Below are 25,501 nucleotides of genomic sequence, written 5' to 3'. Positions count from 1 at the left end.
AACGACTACGTGCAAAGAGGGTCTCTGATGGAGCTCGGTCTCGTCGGTCTCGGCAAGATGGGCGGCAACATGCGCGAGCGCATCCGCCGCGCCGGCCACACCGTCGTCGGATACGACCGCAACCCGGACCTGGCGGATGTGGACAGCCTCCAGGAGCTTGTGGCCAAGCTCAAGGGGCCCCGGGTGGTCTGGGTCATGGTCCCGGCCGGTGCCGCCACCCAGTCCACGATCGACGAGCTGGCCGAGCTGCTCTCGCCGGGCGACATCGTCGTGGACGGCGGCAACTCCCGCTGGACCGATGACGAGAAGCACGCCGAGGAGCTGAAGGCCAAGGGCATCGGCTTCGTCGACTGCGGTGTCTCCGGCGGCGTCTGGGGCCTGGAGAACGGCTACGCGCTGATGTACGGCGGCGAGGCGGACGACGTCGCCAAGGTGCAGCCGATCTTCGACGCCCTCAAGCCCGAGGGCGAGTTCGGCTCGGTGCACGCCGGCAAGGTCGGCGCCGGCCACTTCGCGAAGATGGTCCACAACGGCATCGAGTACGCGATGATGCAGGCCTTCGCCGAGGGCTGGGAGCTGCTGGAGAAGGTCGACTCCGTCACGGACGTGCGCGAGGTCTTCCGCTCCTGGCAGGAGGGCACGGTCATCCGCTCCTGGCTGCTCGACCTGGCGGTCAACGCGCTGGACGACGACGAGCACCTGGACAAGCTGCGCGGTTATGCACAGGACAGCGGCGAGGGCCGGTGGACTGTGGAAGCCGCCATCGACAACGCCGTGCCGCTGCCCGCGATCACGGCCTCGCTCTTCGCCCGCTTCGCGTCCCGCCAGGACGACTCCCCGCAGATGAAGATGATCGCCGCGCTGCGCAACCAGTTCGGTGGCCACGCGGTCGAGAACAAGAAGTAAGCAGCAGTAACAGCAAGGAAGCAGCCGGGGGAGGTCGGCGCACCGTCATGCACGTATCGCATCTGTCGCTTGCCGACTTCCGCTCGTACGCCCGGGTCGAGGTCCCGCTCGGCCCGGGCGTCACGGCTTTCGTGGGCCCCAACGGACAGGGCAAGACCAACCTCGTCGAGGCGGTCGGCTACCTCGCCACGCTCGGCAGCCACCGGGTCTCCTCGGACGTCCCGCTGGTGCGGATGGGCGCCGAGCGCGCGATCGTCCGAGCCGCGGTCGTCGAGGGCGACCGTCAGCAGCTGGTCGAGCTGGAGCTGAATCCGGGCAAGGCCAATCGCGCCCGCATCAACAGGTCCTCCCAGGTCAGACCGCGTGACGTGCTCGGCATCGTGCGGACGGTGCTGTTCGCGCCGGAGGATCTGGCGCTGGTCAAGGGCGATCCCGGTGAGCGCCGGCGGTTCCTGGACGAGCTGATCACCGCGCGCTCCCCGCGGATGGCCGGGGTGCGCGCGGACTACGACCGCGTCCTCAAGCAGCGCAACACCCTGTTGAAGACCGCGGCGCTGGCGCGGCGGCACGGCGGGCGCCAGATGGATCTGTCGACGTTGGACGTGTGGGACCAGCACCTGGCCCGCGCGGGCGCCGAGCTGTTGGCGCAGCGCCTCGATCTGGTCGCCGCGCTCCAGCCGCTCGCGGACAAGGCGTATCAGCAACTGGCGCCGGGCGGTGGCCCGTTGACGCTGGAGTACCGCGGTTCGGCCGGCCCGGAGATGGCCGCCGCGACCACCCGCGAGGAGCTGTACGGCGTGCTGCTGGCATCGCTTGGCGAGGCCCGCAAGCAGGAGATCGAGCGCGGGGTCACGCTGGTCGGCCCGCACCGCGACGAGCTGCTGCTCAAGCTGGGCCAGCTGCCGGCCAAGGGGTACGCCAGCCACGGCGAGTCCTGGTCGTACGCGCTGGCGCTGCGGCTGGCCTCGTACGACCTGCTGCGCGCCGAGGGCCCGATGGGGCCGGAGGGGGCCGCCACGGGGAGCGGCAGCGGGCGGCGGACGGGCGAGCCGGTGCTGGTCCTCGACGACGTCTTCGCCGAACTGGACGCGCGGCGTCGGGAGCGGCTGGCGGAGCTGGTGGCCCCGGCCGAGCAGGTACTGGTGACCGCGGCGGTCGGCGACGACGTGCCCGCGGTGCTGGCCGGGGCGCGCTACGCGGTGTCGGACGGCACCGTGGAGAAGGTGACCCCGTGAGCGACGAGCGGCCCGACCGGCCCAAGCCCCCGGAGCTGTCCGGTGTGGACCTGGCCCGGCAGGCGCTGGTGGCGGCCAAGGAACAGGCGCGCGCCCGGGGCGCGGCCGCCCAGCAGAAGAAGCAGGCCCGGCGCGGCGGACTGCGCTCGGGCGCCCGGGCGGACGGCCGCGACCCGCTGCCGCTGGGCGCCGCGATCAACCGGCTGATCACGGAGCGCGGCTGGGAGACCCCGGCGGCGGTCGGCGGGGTGATGGGGCGCTGGCCGCAGCTGGTCGGGCCCGAGGTGGCGCAGCACTGCGAGCCGCAGAAGTACGACGAGGACGCCCGGGTGCTCACGGTGCAGTGCGACTCCACGGCGTGGGCGACGCAGCTGCGGCTGCTGGCCCCGACCCTGGTGGCCCGCCTCAACGAGGACCTGGGCCACGGCACCGTGAAGCTGATCAAGGTGCTGGGTCCCGGCGGGCCCGCACGCCGGTACGGAGCGCTCCGCGCGCCCGGCAGCAAGGGGCCCGGGGACACCTACGGATGACCCGTAGGGCACCGGTGAACGCCTGGGACGCATGAGACTCCGGTCACGGTAGCCGGCGGTTGACAGTCGGAAGCGCTGAGTGCCGGTGTGAGCGTCCTGGGGCCCCGTCTCGGATATGGGGAGTCGGTGGATGCCGGTTCAGGGCGGCACATGACGACTCAGGCGCCTGCAAACCCCCATGAGTGTCAGCGCTACCGGTAGACTGGTAGCAATCCCGCCCACTCGCGGAACAAGTCGAACGACGAGCCGCTCCCACCTGTCCTTCGCGGGGAGATCGCAGCAGGTGCGGATTGGCTCGTGCTGTGCCAGAAAGGGCGCTTCGTGGCCGACTCCGGCGACCTCAACGAGAACAACACAGCTTCTATCGAAGACGAGGGGGTTGCGGCCGGCGCCATGGGCGACTCCTCGGAGGAGAAGTCGTACGACGCCAGCGCGATCACCGTCCTTGAGGGCCTGGACGCGGTGCGCAAGCGGCCCGGCATGTACATCGGCTCGACGGGCGAGCGCGGCCTGCACCACCTCGTGCAGGAGGTCGTCGACAACTCGGTCGACGAGGCGCTGGCCGGCTACGCCGACACCATCGAAGTGACGATCCTGCCCGACGGCGGCGTGCGGGTCGACGACAACGGCCGCGGCATCCCTGTCGGCATCGTGCCGTCCGAGAACAAGCCGGCCGTCGAGGTCGTGCTGACCGTCCTGCACGCCGGCGGCAAGTTCGGCGGCGGCGGCTACGCGGTCTCCGGTGGTCTGCACGGCGTGGGCGTGTCCGTGGTGAACGCCCTGTCGACCCGCGTCGCGGTCGAGATCTGCACGGACGGCTACCGCTGGACCCAGGAGTACAAGCAGGGCGTGCCCACCGCCCCGCTGGCCCAGCACGAGGCGACCGACGAGCACGGCACCTCGGTCACCTTCTGGGCCGACGGCGAGATCTTCGAGACCACGACCTACAGCTTCGAGACGCTGTCCCGGCGCTTCCAGGAGATGGCGTTCCTCAACAAGGGGCTGACCATCTCGCTCAAGGACGAGCGCCCGGACCACGTGGACGAGGACGGCAAGCCGCTGTCGGTGCGGTACCACTACGAGGGCGGCATCGTCGACTTCGTGAAGTACCTCAACTCGCGCAAGGGCGAGCTGGTGCATCCGACGGTGGTCTCGGTGGAGGCCGAGGACAAGGAGCGGAACCTCTCCGTCGACCTCGCGATGCAGTGGAACACCCAGTACAGCGAGGGTGTCTACAGCTTCGCGAACATCATCCACACCCATGAGGGCGGTACCCACGAAGAGGGCTTCCGCGCCGCGCTGACCGGCCTGATCAACCGCTACGCGCGCGACAAGAAGCTGCTCCGCGAGAAGGACGACAACCTCACGGGCGAGGACATCCGCGAGGGTCTGACGGCGATCATCTCGGTCAAGCTCGCCGAGCCGCAGTTCGAGGGCCAGACCAAGACCAAGCTCGGCAACACCGAGGTGAAGACCTTCGTCCAGAAGGTGGTCCACGAGCACCTCAACGACTGGCTGGACCGCAACCCCAACGAGGCCGCGGACATCATCCGCAAGGGCATCCAGGCGGCGACCGCCCGCGTGGCCGCTCGCAAGGCGCGCGACCTGACCCGCCGCAAGGGCCTGCTGGAGACCGCGTCGCTGCCGGGCAAGCTGAGCGACTGCCAGTCCAACGACCCGACCAAGTGCGAGATCTTCATCGTCGAGGGTGACTCCGCCGGTGGCTCGGCCAAGTCCGGCCGGAACCCGGAGTACCAGGCGATCCTGCCGATCCGAGGCAAGATCCTCAACGTCGAGAAGGCCCGGGTCGACAAGATCCTCCAGAACAACGAGGTCCAGGCGCTGATCTCGGCGTTCGGCACGGGCGTGCACGAGGACTTCGACATCACCAAGCTCCGGTACCACAAGATCATCTTGATGGCGGACGCCGATGTCGACGGGCAGCACATCAACACCCTGCTGCTGACGTTCCTCTTCCGCTTCATGCGCCCGCTGGTCGAGGCCGGCCACGTCTACCTCTCCCGCCCGCCGCTGTACAAGATCAAGTGGGGTCGGGACGACTTCGAGTACGCCTACTCCGACCCGGAGCGGGACCAGCTGATCGAGCTCGGCAAGCGGAACGGCAAGCGGATCAAGGACGACTCGGTCCAGCGGTTCAAGGGTCTCGGCGAGATGAACGCCGAGGAGCTGCGGGTGACGACCATGGACATCGACCACCGCGTCCTCGGCCAGGTCTCGCTGGACGACGCGGCCCGCGCCGACGACCTGTTCTCGGTGCTGATGGGTGAGGACGTCGAGGCACGCCGCTCGTTCATCCAGCGCAACGCCAAGGACGTCCGCTTCCTCGACATCTGAGCCCTGTCGGCCCTTCCAACCGCCGCAGCTCGAAAGGACTTTGAACCACCATGGCCGACGAGAACCCCCCTGTGACCCCGGACGGCGTGACCGCCGAGGGCGCGCCCGCCACCATCGAAGGCGTCGGGATGCGCGTCGAGCCCGTCGGGCTCGAAACGGAGATGCAGCGCTCCTACCTCGACTACGCGATGTCCGTCATCGTCTCGCGTGCGCTGCCGGATGTCCGGGACGGCCTCAAGCCCGTCCACCGCCGCGTCCTGTACGCGATGTACGACGGCGGCTACCGCCCCGAGAAGGGCTTCTACAAGTGCGCCCGCGTCGTCGGCGACGTCATGGGTACGTACCACCCGCACGGCGACTCCTCGATCTACGACGCGCTGGTGCGACTGGCGCAGCACTGGTCGATGCGGATGCCGCTGGTCGACTCCAACGGCAACTTCGGCTCCCCGGGCAACGACCCGGCCGCGGCCATGCGGTACACCGAGTGCAAGATGGCGCCGCTGTCGATGGAGATGCTCCGGGACATCGACGAGGAGACCGTCGACTTCCAGGACAACTACGACGGCCGTAACCAGGAGCCGACGGTGCTGCCGTCGCGCTTCCCGAACCTGCTGATCAACGGCTCGGCCGGGATCGCGGTCGGTATGGCCACCAACATCCCGCCGCACAACCTGCGCGAGGTCGCCGCCGGTGCCCAGTGGGCGCTGGATCACCCGGAGGCCACCCACGAGGAGCTGCTGGACGCGCTGATCGAGCGCATCAAGGGCCCGGACTTCCCCACCGGCGCGCTGGTGGTGGGCCGCAAGGGCATCGAGGAGGCCTACCGCACCGGCCGCGGCTCGATCACGATGCGCGCGGTGGTCGAGGTCGAGGAGATCCAGAACCGCCAGTGCCTGGTGGTCACCGAGCTGCCCTACCAGGTCAACCCGGACAACCTCGCGCAGAAGATCGCCGACCTGGTCAAGGACGGCAAGATCGGCGGCATCGCGGACGTCCGCGACGAGACCTCCTCGCGCACCGGCCAGCGCCTGGTCATCGTCCTCAAGCGGGACGCGGTCGCCAAGGTCGTCCTCAACAACCTCTACAAGCACACCGATCTCCAGACCAACTTCGGTGCGAACATGCTCGCCCTGGTGGACGGCGTGCCGCGCACGCTCTCCCTGGACGCGTTCATCCGCAACTGGGTCACGCACCAGATCGAGGTCATCGTCCGCCGGACGAAGTTCCGGCTGCGCAAGGCCGAGGAGCGGGCGCACATCCTGCGCGGTCTGCTCAAGGCGCTGGACGCCATCGACGAGGTCATCGCGCTGATCCGGCGCAGTGAGACGGTCGAGATCGCGCGCGAGGGCCTGATGGGCCTGCTGGAGATCGACGAGATCCAGGCGAACGCGATCCTGGAGATGCAGCTGCGCCGGCTGGCCGCCCTGGAGCGCCAGAAGATCACCGCCGAGCACGACGAGCTCCAGCGCAAGATCGAGGAGTACAACGCGATCCTGGCCTCGCCGGACCGGCAGCGCCAGATCATCAGCGAGGAACTCGCCGCGATCGTCGAGAAGTTCGGCGACGACCGGCGCTCCAAGCTGGTGCCCTTCGAGGGCGACATGTCCATCGAGGACCTGATCGCCGAGGAGGACATCGTCGTCACGATCTCCCGTGGCGGCTATGTGAAGCGGACCAAGACCGACGACTACCGCTCGCAGAAGCGCGGCGGCAAGGGCGTACGGGGCACGAAGCTCAAGGAAGACGACATCGTCGACCACTTCTTCGTCTCCACGACCCACCACTGGCTGCTGTTCTTCACGAACAAGGGCCGGGTCTACCGCGCCAAGGCCTACGAACTCCCCGACGCGGGACGCGACGCGCGCGGCCAGCACGTGGCCAACCTCCTCGCCTTCCAGCCGGACGAGCAGATCGCCCAGATCCTGGCGATCCGCGACTACGAGGCGGCGCCGTACCTGGTGCTCGCCACCAAGGCCGGCCTGGTGAAGAAGACCCCGCTCAAGGACTACGACTCGCCCCGTTCCGGCGGTGTGATCGCGATCAACCTGCGTGAGCAGGAGGACGGCACGGACGACGAGCTGATCGGCGCCGAGCTGGTGTCGGACACCGACGACCTGCTGCTGATCAGCAGGAAGGCCCAGTCGATCCGCTTCACGGCGTCGGACGAGGCGCTGCGCCCGATGGGCCGGGCCACCTCCGGTGTGAAGGGCATGAGCTTCCGTGAGGGAGACGAGCTGCTCTCGATGAACGTGGTCCGCGCGGGCACGTACGTCTTCACCGCCACGGACGGCGGCTACGCCAAGCGCACCGCGGTCGACGAGTACCGTGTCCAGGGCCGCGGTGGCCTGGGCATCAAGGCCGCCAAGATCGTCGAGGACCGGGGTTCGCTGGTCGGCGCCTTGGTCGTCGAGGAGAACGATGAGATCCTCGCCATCACGCTCGGCGGTGGCGTGATCCGTACGCGGGTCAATGAGGTCCGGGAGACCGGCCGTGACACCATGGGCGTCCAACTGATCAACCTGGGCAAGCGCGACGCCGTCGTCGGCATCGCACGGAACGCCGAGGCGGGTCGCGAGGCCGAAGAGGTGGACGGGGACGATGTGCCCGACGAGACCGCTGCGGCCGAGGGGACCGAGCCCGCGGCGGAGTAGCACAAGGAGCAGGTCGTGAGTGGAGCCACGGGCGCTACGGCGGGTGGACCAGGAGCCGGTGACGGCTCCCGGTCCGGGCCCGCAACCGTGACGGACAGCGCCCGTGGCTCTGCCATTTCCGACAACGGCCCCCACGACGAGGGCGCGCACCAGGGGGGACCCGTGACCGATACCCGTCAACCACAGCCGCAGCCGCAGCCCCGGGGGCAGGATGAGCAGCAGCCGCCGCAGGGCGCCCAGCAGCAGCCCTACCAGCCGCCTCAGGCGTACTCCACCGGCGCCGGGCAGAACGGCGCACAGGCGGTCCGCAGGCCGCGTACGGGCGCCAGCACGGCCCCGCGGACGCGCAAGGCCCGACTGCGGGTGGCGCGTGCCGATCCGTGGTCGGTGATGAAGGTCAGCTTCCTGCTCTCCATCGCGCTGGGCATCTGCACGGTCGTGGCCGTCGCGGTGCTGTGGATGGTCATGAACGCGATGGGCGTCTTCTCCACGGTCGGCGGGACGATCAGCGAGGCCACCGGCTCCGGTGACGGCAGCGGCTTCGACCTGCAGTCCTTCCTGTCGCTGCCGCGGGTGCTGCTGTTCACGTCGATCATCGCGGTGATCGACGTGGTGCTGGCGACCGCGCTGGCCACGCTCGGCGCCTTCATCTACAACCTGTCGTCGGGCCTCGTCGGGGGTGTGGAACTCACTCTCGCCGAGGACGAGTGAGGCGCCGGTGGGAGGGCGTTCCCCGGTCTCCGGGAACCGATTTTGGGAACGCCTCTGAAGTGCGCTAATCTTTCGTTGCAGCGAACGAGCGGCTATAGCTCAGACGGTTAGAGCGCTTCCCTGATAAGGAAGAGGCCCCAGGTTCAAGTCCTGGTAGCCGCACCGCGCGATCGGCCCGGCCGGGGAACTTCCCGGCCGGGCCGATTCGTTGTACGGGCACGGAAGTTGGCTTGTGGCGGGAGCGGCAGACGAGGCGTTGCCGACCGCGGGCTAGGTAACTGATCGGTATCGGCTGGTGTGTATCATCGGCCGACATAGGTCCCCTACGTCAACGAAAGACGAGGTCGCGCGGTGAAGAAGCTTCTCCTGGTCGCACTGGCCGCCATCGGCGGGCTCCTCGTGTACCGCCAGATCCAGGCGGATCGCGCCGAGCAGGATCTGTGGACGGAGGCGACCGACTCCGTGCCCGCAGGTTCGGGTGTCTGAGACCCATAAACGCACAGCAGGTTCGTACGGACCCCGATTGCCCCTGGGCGGTCGGGGTTTCGTGCGTCTGGGGGCGGGCAGGGCGCCGGGCGGAGAAGGCGCCGATGGCCGGGCCGAGGTGGCTGATTGTCGTTGTGGGGCCGTGACGATGATCCCCTTGAGTTTGCTATAGCACACCAATAGATTGCAGTGGCAAAGTTGCTGTCTGTGATGTGACCGGCTGGGCACAAGGGGGATCGAAGGCATGGCACACCGACGACGCAGGGGGGCGGTGGCGTTGCTGGGTGGGCTGTTGCTGGCCCTGACCGCCGCGCCGTTTCAGGCCACCGCGACGACACCCACCAGGGCTCCGTCCGCCGGCGGCACCGGCATGGTGATGGTCCTCGACTCCTCCGGTTCGATGGCCGGGGACGACGGCTCCGGCAGCACGCGCATCGCGTCCGCCCGCAAGGCCGTGGGAACGGTCGTCGATGCACTGCCCGACGGCTATCCGACCGGTCTGCGGGTCTACGGCGCCGACAAGCGCAAGGGGTGCGACGACACCCGGCTCGCCCAGCCGGTCGGCGCCCTCGACCGGGCGGGCATCAAGCGCGCCGTCGCCGGCGTCACGCCCAAGGGCGACACCCCCATCGGGCTCTCCCTGCGCAAGGCGGCCGACGACCTCCCCCGGTCCACCGGCGGAGCGATCGGCAAGCGCACGATCCTGCTGATCTCCGACGGTGAGGACAACTGCCAGGCGCCGCCGCCGTGCAAGGTCGCCGCCCAACTCGCCACGTCCGGCGTCGGCCTGCACATCGACGCCGTCGGCTTCCAGGTGGCCGGCAAGGCGCGCAGCCAGTTGGAGTGCATCGCCAAGGCCGGCAACGGCCGGTACTACGACGCACCGGACGCCAAGGCACTCGCGCGCCAGCTCCAGCGGGCCGGCCAACTCTCCGCGGACGGCTACCGGTTCAAGGGCGAGCAGGTCCGCGGCACGGCCACCAGGAGCGGTGCGCCCGGCATCGCTCCCGGGCAGTACCTGGACTCCATCGGGCCCAACGAGGAGCGCTACTACGCCGTCGACCTGGACGCGGCTTCGACGGCCGACTTCTCGGCGACCGCGGTGCCGCAGTCCGGCGCGACCGTCGGACTCCTCGACACGCTGAACACCCGGATCGCCTACGGCACGGACAGCGCCTGCGAGTCCAGCACCGAGATGTTCGGGCAGTCGGAGGGCGCCACACCGCTCACCTCGGGTGTCAGTCGGGTGCCCTCGCAGAGCGGCACCGGCACCTGCGACAAGGCGGGCCGGTACTGGCTGGTCGTCACGCGCAAGGCCGCCCGTGGCTCGGACGCCGCGCGCTGGCCGATGGAGCTCACGTTCCACGTGGAACAGCCGCTGAAGAAGGGCGTCACCCCCGCGCAGTCGCAGCCGGAGTACGGCGCGGGCGGCAAGGACGCCTCCCTGCCCACCACCGCTCCCAAGGACGTCATCGGCGGCACCGGCTTCAACGACGCCCGCACGCTGCATCAGGGCGTCTGGCGGGACAAGATCCTGCCCGCGCAGACCCTTTGGTACAAGGTGCCGGTCGGCTGGGGCCAGCAGCTGCGCTACGACGTGGAGTTCGCCAACGAGCCGACGGTCAAGGGCCACAGCGCCACCGTGTCCTCCGGCCTCACCCAGGTCTATACGCCGTTCCGCACGCCGGTCGGCAACGGCACCGGGCTGTTCAGCCCGCGGGTCCCCTACGACGGGCGGCAGGCGTCGCTCAGCATGGGAACGGTCCCGGTCGCCTGGACCAACCGCTATGAGACGCACCCCAACGTCATTCCCGTACATGAGAAGGGCGACTTCTACCTCGCGGTGACGCTCGGCGCCAAGGCCGCCCAGATCGCGGAGAATCCGCGGATCGGTGTGGTGCTGCGGGTAGCGGTGCTCGGCAAGGAGCGGTCCGGCCCCGAGGCCGCGGCGAGCTCGGTCACGGCCGACGCCCCGCACGGCGCATCCGGGCCCTTGGCAGACGGCGCGCAGGGCGAGGGGGGAGGATGGTCCGCCGGACGTGTGGCGGGGGTGGCCGTCGGCGGTGTGGGCGTGCTGCTGCTGGTCGGGCTGGGGCTGGCCTACGTACGGGCCCGCCGGAAGCCGGCTGCTGCCGAAGGGAATGCGGATCCGATGAGGGGTGGCTCGTGGTGACGCGCAGGGTGGTTCGGTCGGTGTTTCACGTGAAACCTCGGTCGGTGTTTCACGTGAAACACCGCCGCAGGGCGGTCACCGTGCTGGCGGTGCTCGCCGCGGTGGCGGTGCTGCCGGGGACGGTGGGCGTGGCTTCGGCCGACAGCGTCCCCGGGTACCGGATGGCGAACGGCGCCACACCGGTCAAGGGCAGCCCCAGCACGGTGGACGCGCCGCCGCTCTCGCCCGGGTTGCACACCGACGCCATCAAGCGCGGTGAGCAGAAGCACTATGCGGTCACCCTGGATGCCCGGCACAGCGCGTACTTCTCGGTCGTCGCCGCGCCCCAGCCCGGCACCAAGGTCGAGGACTACAAGGACAAGCTCACCGTCAGCGTCCAGGACAGCAACGGCAGGACCTGCAGCACGGACGCCACGACGACCTTCAGCGGCGGCGGAATGGCGTATCCGATCGCCGACTACGCCTCCCGGCGCATCGGCGCGGACCGTCCGGACTGCCAGCAGGCCGGGCCGTACTACGTCGTGGTCGAACGGGAAGGGTCGGTGACGTCCGGGCCCGACACCTGGCCGATCGAGCTGGACTACCTCGACGAGCCCCCGCTCAAGGGCAACACCCCCGCCCAGCCGGGCGCGGGCACCTGGAACACCGCAACGCCCGCGCCGCCCACGGACACCACCAAGCGCAACGCCAAGGGCGGTACCGGCTTCAATGACGCGGGTTCGGTCGCCACGGGCGTGTGGAAGGACCGCATCAGGCCGGGCGAGAGCCGCTTCTACCGCGTCCCGGTGGACTGGGGCCAGCGACTCAACCTCAGCGCCGAGCTGCCGAACTCCTCCTCGGGCGCGGCCGGTTCGTCGAGAGCCGTCGCCGATGCGCTCGGGCTGGGCGTCTACAACCCGGCCCGCGGCGCGGTCGGCGACGACAGGTTCGTCTTCTACGACGGGAAGCAGGCCGTCGCCCAGCAGTTCACCGCGCCCGTCGACTACGGCAACCGCTTCAACCCGACGGGCGCGGTCGGCGCGATGCGGTTCGCCGGCTGGTACTACCTTGAGGTCAGCCTGCACCCCGACGCGGCGCAGTTCTTCCCCAAGGGCACCGAACTCACCCTCCGGGTCGACGTCCGTGGTGCGGCGAAGGCCGGCCCCGGCTACGCCGAGCCGACCGGCACCTTCACCGTGACGCCCGAGGACCGTGAGATGGCGCGCAACGGCCAGACCGCGCAGGAGGCGGAGCGGAGCGGCACCCTGATGACGGTGGCCTACGCCGGGATCGGCACGGGCGTGATGCTGCTGATCGGCCTGGGGGCGTGGACGCTGGTGGCACGGCGGTCCGCGGCGGCCGCGTCCAGCGGGCCGGGCACCCCGTCCGCGCTGCCGACCCAGCCGACCCAGCCGACCCAACCGACCCAGCCGACCCAACCGGGCCAGCCGACCCAATCGGGCCAACAGGGCGCGCCGCAGCGGCAGTTCGGACCGCCTAGGGGCTGATAGCGGCGGAGCGTCAGGCCCAGAGCAGCGCCCAGACACCGACCGCGATACAGAGCAGCGCCACGATCAGCACCGGGACCGCGACCTTCGGGGGCGGTCCCGGTTTCCGGTAAGCGGCGGGCGGCGCGGCGGCCCGGGCCGGGACACCGACCGGCGGCTGTCCGGGGACCGGGTGCGGGCCCGCCGTGTAGGGGCGGGTCGCGGAGGTCTCGGGGCGGACGGCGGCCGTCGGCTCGTACGCGGGCACCGGCGGAGGGGGCGGGGTGTGCCCCGGCACCGGCGCGGGAGTCACCGGGGGCGTCGGTGCGGGCATCGGTGCGGACATCGGTGCGGGGGGCGGCGTGGGAGTCGGCGTGGGAGTCGGCGTGGGGGTCGGTGTGGGCGTCGGGGTCGGTGGGGTGTTCGGTCCGGGAGGCGCGAGGTGGAAGCTGCCGGTGTCCGACATCGAGCCGTGGCCGGTGCCCGCCGCCGTCCCGGACGTCGGAGGCTCGGCGGGCTCAACGGCCGTCAGCGGCCCGTCCGGTCCGTACCCGGCCGGCAGCGGGCCGATGTGGTCGAAGACCTCGACGACCTCTTCTTCGATCGTCGAGTCGGGCAGCATCTCGACCGCCGACAGCACCGCCTTGCGCGCCCCTGTGGCCGTCTTGAACCGGCAGTCCGGGTTCGGGTGCACCAGGGACGCCAACACCTGCCACAGCGGCTCCGGCACGCCCTCGGGCGCGTTCGGGATGCCGTGGTCGGCGAAGTGCCCGATCAACGCCTCGCCGTCCGGCTTGTTGCCGGTGAGCAGATAGAGCGCCACCAGACCGGCCGCGAACAGGTCCGCGGGAAAGTCCGGTTCGGCGCCGAGCATCTGCTCCGGAGCGAAGTAACCGGGCGTCCCCACCACGTAGTTGGCCTCGGTGAGCCGCGGCTCGCCCTTGCGCATCGCGATGCCGAAGTCCGACAGCCGCAGGTGCGGCCGGCCGGTGCCGGTGGACTCCAGCAGGATGTTCGCCGGCTTGATGTCGCGGTGCACCACCCCCTCCGCGTGCACCGCGGTCAGCCCCGCCAGCAGCTGGTCCAGCAGCGTGCAGACGAACCGGGGCGGCAGGGGGCCGTAGTCGCCTATCAGATGGGCCAGCGAGCCACCGTTCACCAGATCCATGGTGAACAGCACCTTGTCGTCGTCGGCCGCCCAGCTCGCCGGGGCCAGCACATGCGGGTGGTCGATCCGCAGGGCCTGTTCGCGGACGAAGCGCAGCAGAGTGTGCGCATCGCTCTGCTGCAACACCTTGGCCGCCACATAGCGGCGGCGACGCTGGTCCCAGGCGCGCCAGACGGCCCCCACACCGCCCCGCCCGATCGGGTCGATCAGCTCGTAACGACCGGCGAAGATCTCACCCATTGCGCCTCGTCCGCCTTCTGAACTCGCAACGTCCCCAGTGGTCCGGCCGTAGCGCTAGTTCTGGTGCGCCTCGTAGTGGGCGACCGCGTCCGCGGTACGGCCGGCGCCGTAGACCCGGAGGAACTCTGCCAGTTCGGGGTGAGTGGGGGCGAGGGTGTTCGCCGCATCGATGATGTCCCCGGCGTCGGAGACCGATCGCAGCAGCGACTGGATCTCACGGACCACGCGCCGCACCGTGGTCGCCCCCGTCGACGAGGTCTGCTGCGTGGTGTTGTTGAGCACCGAGCCGCCCGCCGTCTTCTTGATCTCCTCCATGCGGTCGGTGGCCTCGGCGGCGCTGATGCTGCCGTCCGAGACCTGACCGGCCAGCTCTTGCAGCGCCTGGACCCGCTGCACCACGGCCGGGTTGCCTATCTTCGCGCGCTGGCCGCTCATCAGCTGGGAGAGCATCGGGGCGGACAGGCCGAGCACGGCGGCGAGACGGGCCTGGTTGAGACCGAGGTCGTCGATCAGACGGCGGAACAGCGCACCCAGAGGCTCCCCGTACCAACTGCGCTGTAGCTCCCGGGCCCGCGCGGTGGCTTCCTGCTGTGCTGCGTCCATGCCGTCTCCCCAGTCTCCCCGGTCGCTTCGCTGCCGCGAATCACGCGGAGCATCCTACGGAGAGCGACGGGATGCGGCGATACCCGGTCGGGAAAGCGGTGGGACACCAGGTACCCTGGTCCGCGAAGGGGCCTTAGCTCAGTTGGTAGAGCGCTGTCTTTGCATGGCAGATGTCAGGGGTTCGACTCCCCTAGGCTCCACCCTTCAAAAGGCTCTCTGATCAGCGGATGCGCAGGTCAGGGGGCCTTTTCGCGTTTACGGCGGCCGTCCCGAGGTAACCGGGTCCCACCGTACGGTCCGGGGCGTACCGCCTGCCGGGAGGCGGCAGACGGGACACGGGAGAAGCCGGTCGGGAGATGCCGGTCGGGAGATGCCGGTCGGGAGACGCCCGTCAGGAGAAGCCGGACGGGGAAGCCGGTGCCCCGGCGCTGCGGTCCGCACGTACCGCCGCCGGCCCGTCGGGCAGAGACACGGCACACGGCGTCGCATTCCGGCGCGCTCGTCACGCGCTCGCCGCCGCTGGGGAGAGCCGCTGCCGTCGAGGCATTGCACACGGCATTGCACACGGCACTCCACATCGCACTGCATTACATTTCGGTGATCGCAGATGCGCGGTGGGTAGTGAGCAGTAATGTCTGTGGCAATTGTTCGGCGCATTTCTCGCCCGTTATGACGCCGCTCGCCGGCACCGCCGCCCACCGGCACGGTGGAGACGCGTCCCGGGCACGTCCGAGCACGTCCGGGGAGCGTCCGGGCACGTACGGGAGCGTCCCGGGAACGGTCGTGGCGTCCCGCGGAGAATGCGGCAAGTAAGGACCGCATCAATTAACTTATGCCGGCCGCGTGTGCCCGCCAATTGCCCCGAGAGGGCGGAGCGGTGGATCAATTTACTCGTAACTTTATGCCGGACGGCGTGTTAGCTTCGCAACCTTGACGGCGGTTCCCATAAGGCAGGACTGCGCACGTGAGAGCGCGCACTCGTCGTGACCGTCGTCACCACGGGGGGAGCACTCATGGCGCGTCACACGCACAGCGCGAGCCAGAGAGAGGGGATCCAAAACGGCGCCGGGTCGGTCGCGAGCGTCACCAAGCAGCACACCTCGCTGCTGGTCACCGGCGTGCTGCTGGGCCTGCTGGGGGTGGGTACCTCACTCACCCAGCCATGGGCCATCGGACAGCTGATCGACGCGGCGGGCAAGGGCGAAGCGCTGACCGCCCCCATCATCTGGCTCGTCGGCCTCTTCTGCGCGGGTGCGGTCCTCTCCTCGCTCCAGGCATACGTCATCGGACGGGCCGGGGAGAACATCGTCTACGACGTCCGCCGGCTGCTGACCGGGCGGCTGCTCCGCGCCGACCTCACCGCGTTCGGGAAGCGGCCCCAGGGCGACATCCTCACCCGCACGGTCACCGACACCTCCCTGGTGAAGATCGCCCTCTCGCAGAGCCTCGCTCAGCTGATCGTCAGCGGCGCCACCGTGATCGGCGGCGTGGTGCTGATGTTCCTCATCGATCTGCGGCTGATGCTCATCACCATCGGCTGCCTCGGAGTCGCCAGCCTCATCTCGCTCTCCATCGCGCGCAAGCTGCGCCAGGTGGCCGTGCAGAACCGGGACGACACCGGCGAGTTCGGCACCGCCGTACAGCGTGTGCTCGCCGCGCTGCCCACGGTCAAGGCGTCCCGCGCCGAGTCCCGAGAGACCGTCCACATCGGCAAGTTGGCCGAGCGGGCGCGGCGTTCGGGTATCCGGGTCAACGGCTACAACGCCCTGTTCATGCCGTCCATGAACGTCGGTACGCAGGGCGCGCTGGCCGTCGTCGTGGGGGCCGGAATGGCGTGGGTTGCCCGCGGCGAGATGAAGATGGCCGACCTGACCACGTTCATCATGTACCTGTTCCAGCTGGTGTCGCCGCTGGTGACGTTCTTCATGGGCATAGGCCAGTTCATCCAGGGCCGGGCCGCCATCCAGCGGGTCGACGAACTCGCCCGTATGCCCCAGGAGTGCAACGGGGCGGAGCCCGCACGGAGTTCCATGCCTCTCGGGCCGATCGCCCCGCACCTGCCGGCGGTCGAGTTCCACGACGTGCGGTTCGGGTACCGGCGGGGCGAGGAGGAGGACCGGACGCCGGTGCTCCACGGCGTCTCGCTCACCGTGCCGGCGCGCGGGCTGACGGCGGTCGTGGGGCCCTCGGGCGCGGGCAAGACCAGCATGTTCCAGCTGATCGAGCGCTTCTACACGGCGGACGGCGGCCGCATCCTGCTCGGCGGGAAGAACATCGAGACGCTGCCGCTCGACACGGTTCGCGGGCTGATCGGCTACGTCCAGCAGGACAGCGCGACCATGCGCGGCACCGTCCGGGAGAACCTGACCTACGCCCATCCGCACGCGAGCGAGGACGACATCTGGCAGGCGGTGGAGATGGCCGGCCTCACCTCGGTGATCGCCAATCTCCCGCACGGACTCGACACCGAACTCGGCGACCAGGGCAGCGGGTTGTCCGGCGGACAGCGCCAGCGCCTGTGCATCGCCCGCACGCTGCTCCAGAAGCCCGCGGTGATGCTGCTGGACGAGGCCACCTCCAACCTGGACTCCGACTCGGAGCGGGACTTCCGTGACGTGGTGCACCGGATCTCCCGGCAGTGCGCGGTCGTCGCCATCGCCCACCGCATCTCCACGGTGGTCGACGCCGAGAAGATCGTGGTGCTGGAGGACGGCCGGGTCCGGGCCACCGGCGTGCACCGGGACCTGATGGAGCACGACGAGCTGTACCGGCGGCTGGCGGGCTCCCAACTGAACGCCGGGTCCGTCGCGGTCGCCACGGCGACCGACTGGGTGCGCGGGGAGCCGGAGGCGGGTCCGCTGGCGTCCGCGCTCGGCTGGCCCCAGTGGGGCAGCCTCAACGAGCAGACGGTGCGGCTTCGGCCCATCAGGATCGAGGAGCAGTGGTGAGCACCACCGACGTGGCCATCGTCGGCACCGGACCCAACGGCCTGGCGGCCGGCGTGGTCCTGGCCCGGGCCGGACTGAGGGTCGAGCTCTACGAAGCGGCCGAGACCATCGGCGGAGGGCTGCGCACCGCGCCGCTCTTCGACACCGGCGTCGTGCACGACATCTGCTCCGCGGTCCATCCCATGGCCGCCGCCTCCCCGTTCTTCCGGGCGTTCGACCTGGAGGCCCGGGGGGTCGAGCTGCTGCACCCCGAGATCAGCTACGCCCATCCGCTGGACGGGGGCCGGGCCGCCCTGGCGTACCGCTCGCTGGCGGACACCTGCGAGCACCTGGGCCCCGACGGTCCGCGCTGGCGGCGGCTGATGGGCCCGCTGCTGGAGCACAGCGAGGCCGTCGTCGAGCTGATCCTCTCCGGGCAGCGCAGTCTGCCGCGGGACCCTGCCGCCGCCCTGCTGCTGGCCGGTCGGGTGGCGGTCCACGGCACCGGGCTCGGGGCGGCACGCTTCCAGACCGAGGAGGCGGCGGCCCTGCTCACCGGTGTCGCCGCGCACGCGGTCGGCAAGCTGCCGAGCTTCGCGGGCGGCGCGGTGGCCATGCTGCTCGGCCACCTTGCGCACGGGACGGGATGGCCGCTGCCGCGCGGTGGCAGCGGCCGTATCGCGGAGGCGATGGCCCAGGACATCACCGCGCACGGCGGCGTCTTCCACACCGGGCACACCGTGGACGACCTGGAGCAACTGCGCAGCGCGCGAGCGGTGTTGCTCGACACCAGCCCCAAGGGCTTCCTGGCCCTGGCGGGCGACCGACTGCCCCGCTCCTACGCGCGCGGCCTGGAGCGCTTCCGTTACGGTCCGGGCGCCGCCAAGGTCGACTTCCTGGTCTCCGAGCCGATCCCCTGGTCCGATCCCGCCGTGGGCCGCGCCGGAACGGTGCATCTGGGCGGCACACACGCCGAGATGGTCCGCCAGGAGACGAAGAACGCACGTCGGATACGGACCAGGGAGCCGTTCGTCCTCCTCGTGGACCCCGCGGTGACCGATCCGGGACGTGCGCTGCCCGGGAAGCGCCCCGTGTGGGCGTACGCGCATGTGCCGAACGGCGATCCCACCGACCCCTACGACCTGGTGCGCGCGCGCATCGAGCGCTACGCCCCGGGGTTCGGGGACACGATCATCGCCCACCGCTCCGTGCCGGCCGCCTCCTACGAGACGTACAACCCCAACTACGTGGGCGGGGACATCGGTTCCGGCGCGATGACGCTGTATCAGAGCATCGCGCGACCCGTCCCCCGCGTCGATCCCTACCGCACCCCGCTGCCCGGAGTCTTCCTGTGCTCCTCGGCGACCCCTCCGGGGCCCAGTGTGCACGGCATGTCCGGTTATCTGGCCGCTGTTTCCGCACTGCGCCATTGTTTCGGGAAATGTGACGTACCCGACGTGGGTCCGAAGCCGGCACCATTCGCGAGCGGACACTCCGGGTAAGACGGCCATGCCTTTCTGTTCCGTCGTCGGCCAATGGCCAACGCTTCGGATGTCCCGGGGTGGTGCGCGGCGGACCGGGCGAGGCAAGATGAAACCCGGGGTGCACAACGCCCGTACCGCACTGTGCCGTTGGGTGCCGAGTGCGGGAACGCGGCGCGCCAATCCGGGCTAGGGTCGGACCGTCAAGCAGGCGCGCCGAAGCTTTGCTTCCTCGTGGCGGTGCAGATATTCACTGGAGTCCATCTCGGTGTATATGATGGACTCACACGACATAACCTGAAGTTCCCCACACTTCGTTGAGGCGTTACCACCGGATCGACAGGAACTGCTGGTCTGACCAACCACGCAGAACCTCGGTTCTACGGTGCAGTTGTTGGCGTGCGACGCCCTTCTTTGCTCCGGCTCTTCGGCTTCACGACGTTCCCCTAGGGATCGACTGTGGGGAACAAAGAGAGGGAGTTCGGTGACTAACGGGGTTGAGGACATCGGCTATGGGCGGCAGTTCGAGGGCTGGTACGACCGGCTGATACCGGATGACAGGATCACCGAGGACGCAGTCAAGGGGTTGCTCGCCCTCCATCCCGCTCCTGAGGCGGGAACCATTGAGCTCGGTGTCGGCACGGGGCGGATCGCTATCCCGCTTTCCGAGAGTGTCGGCCATGTGACCGGTGTGGACTCCTCACCGGAGATGCTGGACGCGATGCGCGTCAAACTGAAGGACCGCGGAGATGTCACCCCCGTCCACGGGGACATCCGCACCTACACCTCGGATTCCCGCTACGGGCTGGTGTACTGCGTCTGCGCGACCCTGTCGCTCCTGCACACCCGCGAGGACCAGCAGCAGGCCGTCCAGCGCGCGGCCGACCTGCTCGCCCCCGGCGGCCGGCTGGTGATCGAGACGCACAACAAGCCGCCGATCCTGGAACTTCACGAGGGGCAAAAGCGCACCACGTACTTCGTCCCCTACCCGGAGCCCGGCACGGGTGTGCAGACCCATTCCACGCTGCTCGACGGCGACCTGTGGCACACCTCGCACATCCTGTACCAGGCCGACGGCACCACCAGGGTGGGGAGCGAACTCACCCGGCTGACCACCCCGGAAGACATCGACGACTACGCGCGCGCGGCCGGGCTGGAGCCCGATGCCCATCTGTCGCGCTGGGACGGCACCCCCTATAACGAACAGTCGCCCATGTTCGTCTGTTGCTACGTCAAGGCCTGAGAGCGCACACAGGAACGCGGATCACAGAAGGGGGTCGCACGTGGGACGACCGCCGATATTGCCGGCAGACAAGAAACTCGGTCTCCTGGTGAGAGTGATGAGTGGCCAACTCACCGCGGCCGAGGCCGCGCGGGAAGCCGGAGTCTCCGAGCAATCCGTATCGAACTGGCGTCGACAATTTATTGAGGGGGCTCGTAGCGGCCTGGCCGGCGAGAGCGGAAGGGACTCCGAGGAGGCGTCCCGGATTGCTGAACTGACCCAAGAAAACGCCATGCTGAAGGCCACAATTGGCGAGCTGTACATGGAACTCCGGAAATATGGACGGAGTGCAACCGGCCGAGTACCGCAGCAACCTCACGGGAAGACCCGCCTGGCCCGAAGAGTCAATTAACTCATTACTTTATACGGGCGCCGGGTGTTAGGTTTTCAGCCAACAGCCACTGAAATCACGGGGGGAGGCAGTATGGCGGGCAGTATGGCGTCTTTGGAACGCCAGTTTGCCGTGGGTCTCGCTGGTTTGGCCGGTGCGAGCGTGGTAGCCGGCGCGGCAATGCGATTCACAGGTAAACGCGACCGCGCGCGTCGATACATGATGCATGAGAGGCCCGATGGCACTCTCATCGAGGTCGACGTCCATATTCCCCCTAACGCCCGGCGCGCCGTCCTGTTCGACAACGGGCTCGGCATGCCCCACGAATACTGGGACTGGATCTGCGACGCACTTCCCGCGGACATGGGATATGTGCGGTTCAACCGTCCCGGCTACGGACTCAGCACACCGACGCGGCAGTACGGTCTGGAGCGGCACTTCGCGCTGTTGCAGGAGCTGCGCGAGACCTACACCGCCGATCTGCCGCTGGTACTGGCCGGGCACTCCCTCGGTGGGTACCTGGTGGGCGCCTACGCGTCGCTCCATCCCGGTGCGGCCGAGGGCGTCACCGCGGTGTACATGATCGACGCCACCGATGTGGCCCATCTGCGGGCCTCCCGCCGCAGTGAGCTCGACCGCTGGTCCACGCAGTCGATGCTCATGGAGCGGGTGTACGCGGTGGCAGGCCTGTCGGCCTTCCGGCCCGCACACAACCGGCACAAGACCTACCGCCCGGAGATCAACCGGAGCCATGCGGCGTTCCTGGCGCACGCCCGCAGCTGGGTCACGGCGTTCCAGGAGTACCGGGACGCGATGACCTACCCCGAACTGACCGTCCTGGACTGCCCGCTGACCGTGGTCACCGCGGAGAGCAACCACGGGGACAACGCCGCGCACCACGCGGTCCAGGCCAAGCTGGCCACCCTGTCGAAGAGGTCCCGGCACCACATCGTCGACGGCTCCGACCACGAGTCGCTGCTCTCCATCCAGGCGCACGCCGCACAGGTGGCGGAGGTCATCGCCGGCGAACCGCCGACCGAGCAGTCCGGCTCGGAACGGGGGCAGTCCGCCAAGGTCCGCCGGAAGTCCGCCGAGGACGGTCCGGCCGCCGGGGGCGCCGAGAACCGGGAAAAGGAGCTGGCGTGATCGTGAAAATGGATACGGAACGCGTCAAGACGGTCGCCGTCACGGCGTCACTCGCCACCTGGCTCGTCGCGACGGCCGCCGGACAGCTGCCCGAGACGCGCTTCGACGACCTCCTGAAGTTCGGGAAGCTCCAGATCCCCACCCCGAACTGGCGCTTCTTCGGCCCGAACCCCGGTGTCAAGGACAGCCATCTGCTCTACCGGGACCTCGTCGACGGCGAGCCCGGTGAGTGGCAGGAGATCCCGATCACCCGGGACCGGCCCTGGTACGCCCTGGCCTGGAACGCCCGCAACCGGTCCCCCAAGGCCCTGTTCGACGCGGCCCAGGGCATTCGCAGCATGACCTCGGCCTACGGATCGGCCCTGGATCCGGTGGTGGTCTCGCCTGGTTACCGGCTGTTGTCGCGTTACATACAGCTCCATCTGGCGCACACCGAAGGCGCCACGCACACGCAGTTCCTGCTGATGAACTCGTTCCTCGTCGACCCGGAGGACCGGCGTATCGAGCCGTTCTTCGTCTCCAGGGAAATCCCGCTGGAGAACGACGGCACGGCCCGTCCGGCGACGAGCCCTGAGATCCGCATAGCAGCCTGACGGGCTCAGTGATCCTCTCGGCTGGAAGCCGCGAACTCACTCGGCAGTCCCAGCGCCGCGTGAGTCCGTGCCCTCCCGCCGAATGGCTGGAGAGCTCACTGTGAGAATTCCGAGAGAAATGAGGAGCGAAATGTCGATGATGGCTGAATTCGCCAACACCGAGCTGGTCGACGTGCAGCCGGGCCGCATCGGTTCGGACTCGACCCCGACCATGATCACCCCGCTCGCCGCCCTGGCGACCCCGGAGGCCACCCCGATTGGCTTCGCGGCCACCTCGGCGACGGCCGTGGCGCTGGACGCTGCCACCAAGCACGTCGTCCACCACTGATCTGAAGCACCATCACAGATCTGAAGCACCACTGATGATCTAAAGAGGGCGGGGGCACGGTATGCCCGGTACGCGTACCGTGCCCCCGCCTTCTCATACCCACCGTACGCATATGGATTCGACTCACAGGGGGCACTCATCCATGAAGTTCCTCAGCGCTCCGCCCGAGGTCACGGCACGCCGAGTGGCTTCGCTGGGTACGTTGGTCTCCGCACTTGAAATGCTGAGCCAGCATCATAAGTTCGAGGACGGCGAACTGCTGAGTGCCCAGCTGGAGAGCACACGACCCGCATTCGTCAAGAAGTTCCCCAAGCTGACCCGCGCCCTGAGCTCCAAGAAGGCCGCGGTCGCCCTCTACGGAGTCCAGGCGGGCGCCTCCGCCGCCACGCTGGTCTGGGGCCACAAGCGCGGGGTCCGTGCGGCGGGCAGCGCCGTGCTGGCGGCCACGGGCGCGATCTCACGGCTGCGCACCCCCTTCGGCGGCGACGGTGCCGACCACCTCCAGCAGGTGATCAACGTCGTCCTCGCCTCGACCGCCACCTTCAAGGACGGCGAGAAGGCCCGCGACGTGGCCATGCGCGCACTGGCGCTGGAGACGACCATCTCGTACGTCGCGTCCGGCGTGGTCAAGCTGGTGTCCCCGGTGTGGCTCAGCGGCGAGGCGTTCAGCGGAGTCATCCGTACGCAGAACTACGGGGATCCCCGCATCTTCAAGCTCGTGGACAAGTACCCGCTGGTCGGAAAGCTCGTGACCTGGGGGACGGTCGCCGTGGAGGTCGGCTTCCCGCTGGTCTTCGTGCTGCCGAAGCCCGCCGCGAAGGCCTGGCTCGGCTCGATGACGGCCTTCCACTTGGGAATCGGGCAGTTCATGGGGCTCAACCGCTTTGTGCTGGCCTTCGGCGCCACCCACCCGGCGCTCCTCTACGTCTTCGCGGAGCAGGAGAAGCGCGCGGCGCTGACCGCGAAGAGCGACGGATAGCCGGACAGACAGCCGGACAGACAGCCGGACAGCGGTCCCAGGGCCTGTCCGACGGGTCATGGCCGGGTCCGCCGACCCTGCCCCGTCGGACAGGCCCTGGCCCACTCCGCTGTCTGTCCAACCCGGCTGTCCGCATGCGTCCGGGCCCGGGGTCAGGCCGTGCTGCTGCCGCCGCCGCGTTCGTCGGCCTCCGCCTCGGCCTGCTTGGCCTGCGCATCGGGGTCGAGCGCGGCGCCCTCGCTGCCGTCCACCGCGCTCAGCCGGCCGCGTTCGCCGACCTCGGTGGGGGCCGGCGGCTCGACCAGCCAGTCCGGGTTGGCCTGCTTGTCCCACCACTTCCAGGCGGCGATCGCCGCGCCGACCAGGACGCCCAGCACCGCGAGCCGCTTGACGGCCTTGCGGCGTCGGGCCCGGCAACTGTGCTTCTTCTGGAGCTTGGTGATCTCGGCGGCCGTCACCTGGCCGCGGAGCGCGGCCAGCGCGGCGCCGCCACGGACGAGCGCCTCCTCGGCCACCGGCTCGGCCGCGGCCCGTGCGCTGGTCACGGCGTGCTCCAGCCGCGGGGCGGTGTACTCGGCCGCGTGCCGGGCCGCCCGGCGGGTACGGCGCGCGGCGCGGGTCGCCGCGGCGTCCACCTTGGGCGGGAGCGCGCCACGGGCGTGCTCGATGCGGGGCTGTAGGTGTGTGTCGTACTGTGCGCGGGCCTGATGGGCGGCCTCGGCCACCTTCGGTGCCATGCGGGTACGCGCCTCGTGTGCGTAGTGCACGGCGGTGTCCCTGGCCGTACCGGCATACGGAGCCACCACCTCCGCGGCGTGCCGCACGCTGTCCTTGGCCGAATCGGTCGCGGCGCGCACGCTGTCCTTGCGGGTCACGGGATCCTCCTCCTCGGTGGCGTGTCCGGGGTCTGGGGGATGGGTCCCCCATGTCTGGCTGTGTCGCCTGTCCACCCGTTTGAAGATCATGCCCGCTGACGGTCCGTACGGCATGTGCGAGCGGGCATCCGGGTCATTGGGGACACTTCCGGAGCCTTCCTGACGACCATCCCACGGTTTGCCGCTCCGGGCGCCCGAAATCAGTGCGAAGGCTCCGGGCGACGGTGGTGGCCGGACGACGGTCGCGGGAGTCCATGCGAGGATCGGGGATCGTCAGTGAAGACTTATGGAAGGTTGATCGTGGCTGAGCAGCTCTACGCCACCCTGAAGACGAACCAGGGCGACATCGAGATTCGGCTTCTGCCGAACCATGCACCGAAGACGGTCAAGAACTTCGTCGAGCTCGCCAAGGGCGAGCGGGAGTGGACCCACCCGGCGACCGGTAAGAAGTCCACGGACCGGCTCTACGACGGCACCGTCTTCCACCGTGTGATCAGCGGCTTCATGATCCAGGGCGGCGACCCGCTGGGCAACGGCACCGGCGGCCCCGGCTACGAGTTCGGGGACGAGTTCCACCCCGACCTGGCCTTCAACAAGCCGTACCTGCTGGCCATGGCCAACGCCGGTCCGGGCACCAACGGCTCGCAGTTCTTCATCACCGTCTCGCCCACCGCGTGGCTGACCGGCAAGCACACCATCTTCGGTGAGGTCACCACCGACGCGGGCAAGAAGGTCGTCGACACCATCGCCGGCACCAAGACCAACCCGCGCACCGACCGCCCGGTGAACGACGTCGTCATCGAGTCGGTGGTCATCGAGACCCGCTGAGCGGCTTCCCCTGCCCCGGAACGGCCCGGGGAACATTGCGCCCCGCCTGGACGTAATCATCAATAGGCGGGGCGCGAAGCTCGTTGTGGGGCGGTGGCCGGGTGACGGGTGGGAGGGGCGCGAAGCTCGTTGTGGGGCGGTGGCCGGGTGACGGGTGGGAGGGGCGCGAAGCTCGTTGAGGGGCGGTGGCCGGCTACGGGCGGCAGG

At 69.5% G+C, this 25,501-nt stretch carries 21 protein-coding genes and 2 tRNA genes; 20 read left to right on the top strand and 3 right to left on the bottom strand.

Annotated elements, in window-relative coordinates; genetic code table 11:
- Window positions 1-27 precede the first annotated feature (27 nt).
- The 10 genes from gnd to AB0C96_RS01860 all read left to right on the top strand — a co-directional run bounded on the left by gnd (window position 28) and on the right by AB0C96_RS01860 (window position 12,534).
- Window positions 28-906 (top strand): phosphogluconate dehydrogenase (NAD(+)-dependent, decarboxylating), encoded by an 879-nt coding sequence (gene gnd, locus AB0C96_RS01905; protein WP_362912634.1) that lies wholly within the window; start codon window positions 28-30, stop codon window positions 904-906.
- Between the two features lie 47 nt (window positions 907-953).
- Window positions 954-2,141, top strand: coding sequence for a DNA replication/repair protein RecF (gene recF, locus AB0C96_RS01900; protein WP_362912632.1), 1,188 nt, complete (start codon window positions 954-956; stop codon window positions 2,139-2,141).
- Window positions 2,138-2,671, top strand: a complete 534-nt coding sequence (locus AB0C96_RS01895; RefSeq protein ID WP_362912630.1) for a DciA family protein — start codon at window positions 2,138-2,140, stop codon at window positions 2,669-2,671. The genes recF and AB0C96_RS01895 overlap by 4 nt, the downstream gene beginning before the upstream one ends.
- Window positions 2,672-2,968: 297 nt before the next feature.
- A complete protein-coding gene (gene gyrB / locus AB0C96_RS01890) occupies window positions 2,969-5,026 on the top strand; it encodes a DNA topoisomerase (ATP-hydrolyzing) subunit B (RefSeq protein ID WP_362912628.1) in 2,058 nt (685 codons plus the stop codon).
- Window positions 5,027-5,076: 50 nt separating this feature from the next.
- Window positions 5,077-7,677 carry a DNA gyrase subunit A gene (gene gyrA / locus AB0C96_RS01885; protein WP_362912626.1) on the top strand — a complete coding sequence of 867 codons (2,601 nt, stop codon included), beginning with the start codon at window positions 5,077-5,079 and terminating at the stop codon, window positions 7,675-7,677.
- Between the two features lie 15 nt (window positions 7,678-7,692).
- Window positions 7,693-8,388 (top strand): DUF3566 domain-containing protein, encoded by a 696-nt coding sequence (locus AB0C96_RS01880; protein ID WP_362912624.1) that lies wholly within the window; start codon window positions 7,693-7,695, stop codon window positions 8,386-8,388.
- 88 nt (window positions 8,389-8,476) lie between these two features.
- Window positions 8,477-8,550: transfer RNA gene (locus AB0C96_RS01875), tRNA-Ile, on the top strand.
- 189 nt (window positions 8,551-8,739) lie between these two features.
- Window positions 8,740-8,874, top strand: a complete 135-nt coding sequence (locus AB0C96_RS01870; protein ID WP_003958712.1) for a DLW-39 family protein — start codon at window positions 8,740-8,742, stop codon at window positions 8,872-8,874.
- Between the two features lie 244 nt (window positions 8,875-9,118).
- Window positions 9,119-11,047: a VWA domain-containing protein gene (locus AB0C96_RS01865; RefSeq protein ID WP_362912622.1), complete on the top strand. Its 1,929-nt coding sequence runs from the start codon at window positions 9,119-9,121 to the stop codon at window positions 11,045-11,047.
- Between the two features lie 53 nt (window positions 11,048-11,100).
- The gene (locus AB0C96_RS01860) at window positions 11,101-12,534 is read left to right on the top strand and encodes a hypothetical protein (RefSeq protein ID WP_362912620.1); all 1,434 of its coding nucleotides are present in this window, start codon (window positions 11,101-11,103) and stop codon (window positions 12,532-12,534) included.
- 13 nt (window positions 12,535-12,547) lie between these two features.
- Here the strand turns inward: AB0C96_RS01860 and AB0C96_RS01855 are convergent, their stop codons facing one another.
- Complete coding sequence (locus AB0C96_RS01855; protein ID WP_362912618.1) at window positions 12,548-13,921, bottom strand: serine/threonine-protein kinase; 1,374 nt, start codon at window positions 13,919-13,921, stop codon at window positions 12,548-12,550.
- Between the two features lie 54 nt (window positions 13,922-13,975).
- Window positions 13,976-14,524 carry a DNA-binding protein gene (locus AB0C96_RS01850; RefSeq protein ID WP_362912616.1) on the bottom strand — a complete coding sequence of 183 codons (549 nt, stop codon included), beginning with the start codon at window positions 14,522-14,524 and terminating at the stop codon, window positions 13,976-13,978.
- Window positions 14,525-14,651: 127 nt separating this feature from the next.
- Here AB0C96_RS01850 and AB0C96_RS01845 point away from each other — a divergent pair.
- The 9 genes from AB0C96_RS01845 (at window position 14,652) to AB0C96_RS01805 (ending at window position 23,591) form a co-directional block, all read left to right on the top strand.
- A tRNA-Ala gene (locus tag AB0C96_RS01845) sits at window positions 14,652-14,724 on the top strand.
- 813 nt (window positions 14,725-15,537) lie between these two features.
- Window positions 15,538-17,472: an ABC transporter ATP-binding protein gene (locus AB0C96_RS01840; protein WP_362912614.1), complete on the top strand. Its 1,935-nt coding sequence runs from the start codon at window positions 15,538-15,540 to the stop codon at window positions 17,470-17,472.
- Window positions 17,469-18,953, top strand: a complete 1,485-nt coding sequence (locus AB0C96_RS01835) for an NAD(P)/FAD-dependent oxidoreductase (RefSeq protein ID WP_362912613.1) — start codon at window positions 17,469-17,471, stop codon at window positions 18,951-18,953. The genes AB0C96_RS01840 and AB0C96_RS01835 overlap by 4 nt, the downstream gene beginning before the upstream one ends.
- A 463-nt stretch (window positions 18,954-19,416) precedes the next feature.
- On the top strand, window positions 19,417-20,175 hold the full coding sequence (locus AB0C96_RS01830; protein WP_362912611.1) for a methyltransferase domain-containing protein: 759 nt from the start codon (window positions 19,417-19,419) through the stop codon (window positions 20,173-20,175).
- Window positions 20,096-20,566: a transposase gene (locus tag AB0C96_RS01825; protein WP_362912609.1), complete on the top strand. Its 471-nt coding sequence runs from the start codon at window positions 20,096-20,098 to the stop codon at window positions 20,564-20,566. The genes AB0C96_RS01830 and AB0C96_RS01825 overlap by 80 nt, the downstream gene beginning before the upstream one ends.
- Before the next feature lie 198 nt (window positions 20,567-20,764).
- The gene (locus tag AB0C96_RS01820; protein ID WP_362912607.1) at window positions 20,765-21,691 is read left to right on the top strand and encodes an alpha/beta hydrolase; all 927 of its coding nucleotides are present in this window, start codon (window positions 20,765-20,767) and stop codon (window positions 21,689-21,691) included.
- Window positions 21,688-22,284 carry a hypothetical protein gene (locus tag AB0C96_RS01815; protein WP_362912605.1) on the top strand — a complete coding sequence of 199 codons (597 nt, stop codon included), beginning with the start codon at window positions 21,688-21,690 and terminating at the stop codon, window positions 22,282-22,284. The genes AB0C96_RS01820 and AB0C96_RS01815 overlap by 4 nt, the downstream gene beginning before the upstream one ends.
- A 136-nt stretch (window positions 22,285-22,420) precedes the next feature.
- On the top strand, window positions 22,421-22,612 hold the full coding sequence (locus AB0C96_RS01810) for a linaridin family RiPP (protein WP_362912603.1): 192 nt from the start codon (window positions 22,421-22,423) through the stop codon (window positions 22,610-22,612).
- Between the two features lie 220 nt (window positions 22,613-22,832).
- Entirely contained in the window at window positions 22,833-23,591 is a 759-nt protein-coding gene (locus tag AB0C96_RS01805; protein ID WP_362912601.1) for a hypothetical protein, read from the top strand.
- Window positions 23,592-23,743: 152 nt separating this feature from the next.
- Here AB0C96_RS01805 and AB0C96_RS01800 read toward each other — a convergent pair whose 3' ends face one another.
- Window positions 23,744-24,466 carry a DUF5324 family protein gene (locus AB0C96_RS01800; protein WP_362912599.1) on the bottom strand — a complete coding sequence of 241 codons (723 nt, stop codon included), beginning with the start codon at window positions 24,464-24,466 and terminating at the stop codon, window positions 23,744-23,746.
- 300 nt (window positions 24,467-24,766) lie between these two features.
- Between AB0C96_RS01800 and AB0C96_RS01795 the strand changes: the two genes are divergently transcribed.
- Window positions 24,767-25,294, top strand: coding sequence for a peptidylprolyl isomerase (locus tag AB0C96_RS01795; protein ID WP_362912597.1), 528 nt, complete (start codon window positions 24,767-24,769; stop codon window positions 25,292-25,294).
- Window positions 25,295-25,501 lie beyond the last annotated feature (207 nt).

Origin of the sequence: Streptomyces sp. NPDC048506 (assembly GCF_040651315.1) — a bacterium.
Lineage (GTDB): Bacteria > Actinomycetota > Actinomycetes > Streptomycetales > Streptomycetaceae > Streptomyces.
Note: the sequence above shows the minus strand (reverse complement) of the source record. Positions and strands in the feature narration are given on the sequence as shown.

Coding starts and splice junctions, on each gene's coding strand:
- AB0C96_RS01810 (WP_362912603.1), top strand. CDS start 22,421: ATGATGGCTGAATTCGCCAACACCGAGCTGGTCGACGTGCAGCCGGGC.
- AB0C96_RS01855 (WP_362912618.1), bottom strand. CDS start 13,921: ATGGGTGAGATCTTCGCCGGTCGTTACGAGCTGATCGACCCGATCGGG.
- AB0C96_RS01850 (WP_362912616.1), bottom strand. CDS start 14,524: ATGGACGCAGCACAGCAGGAAGCCACCGCGCGGGCCCGGGAGCTACAG.
- recF (WP_362912632.1), top strand. CDS start 954: ATGCACGTATCGCATCTGTCGCTTGCCGACTTCCGCTCGTACGCCCGG.
- AB0C96_RS01805 (WP_362912601.1), top strand. CDS start 22,833: ATGCTGAGCCAGCATCATAAGTTCGAGGACGGCGAACTGCTGAGTGCC.
- gnd (WP_362912634.1), top strand. CDS start 28: ATGGAGCTCGGTCTCGTCGGTCTCGGCAAGATGGGCGGCAACATGCGC.
- AB0C96_RS01840 (WP_362912614.1), top strand. CDS start 15,538: ATGGCGCGTCACACGCACAGCGCGAGCCAGAGAGAGGGGATCCAAAAC.
- gyrA (WP_362912626.1), top strand. CDS start 5,077: ATGGCCGACGAGAACCCCCCTGTGACCCCGGACGGCGTGACCGCCGAG.
- AB0C96_RS01825 (WP_362912609.1), top strand. CDS start 20,096: ATGCCCATCTGTCGCGCTGGGACGGCACCCCCTATAACGAACAGTCGC.
- AB0C96_RS01865 (WP_362912622.1), top strand. CDS start 9,119: ATGGCACACCGACGACGCAGGGGGGCGGTGGCGTTGCTGGGTGGGCTG.
- AB0C96_RS01820 (WP_362912607.1), top strand. CDS start 20,765: ATGATGCATGAGAGGCCCGATGGCACTCTCATCGAGGTCGACGTCCAT.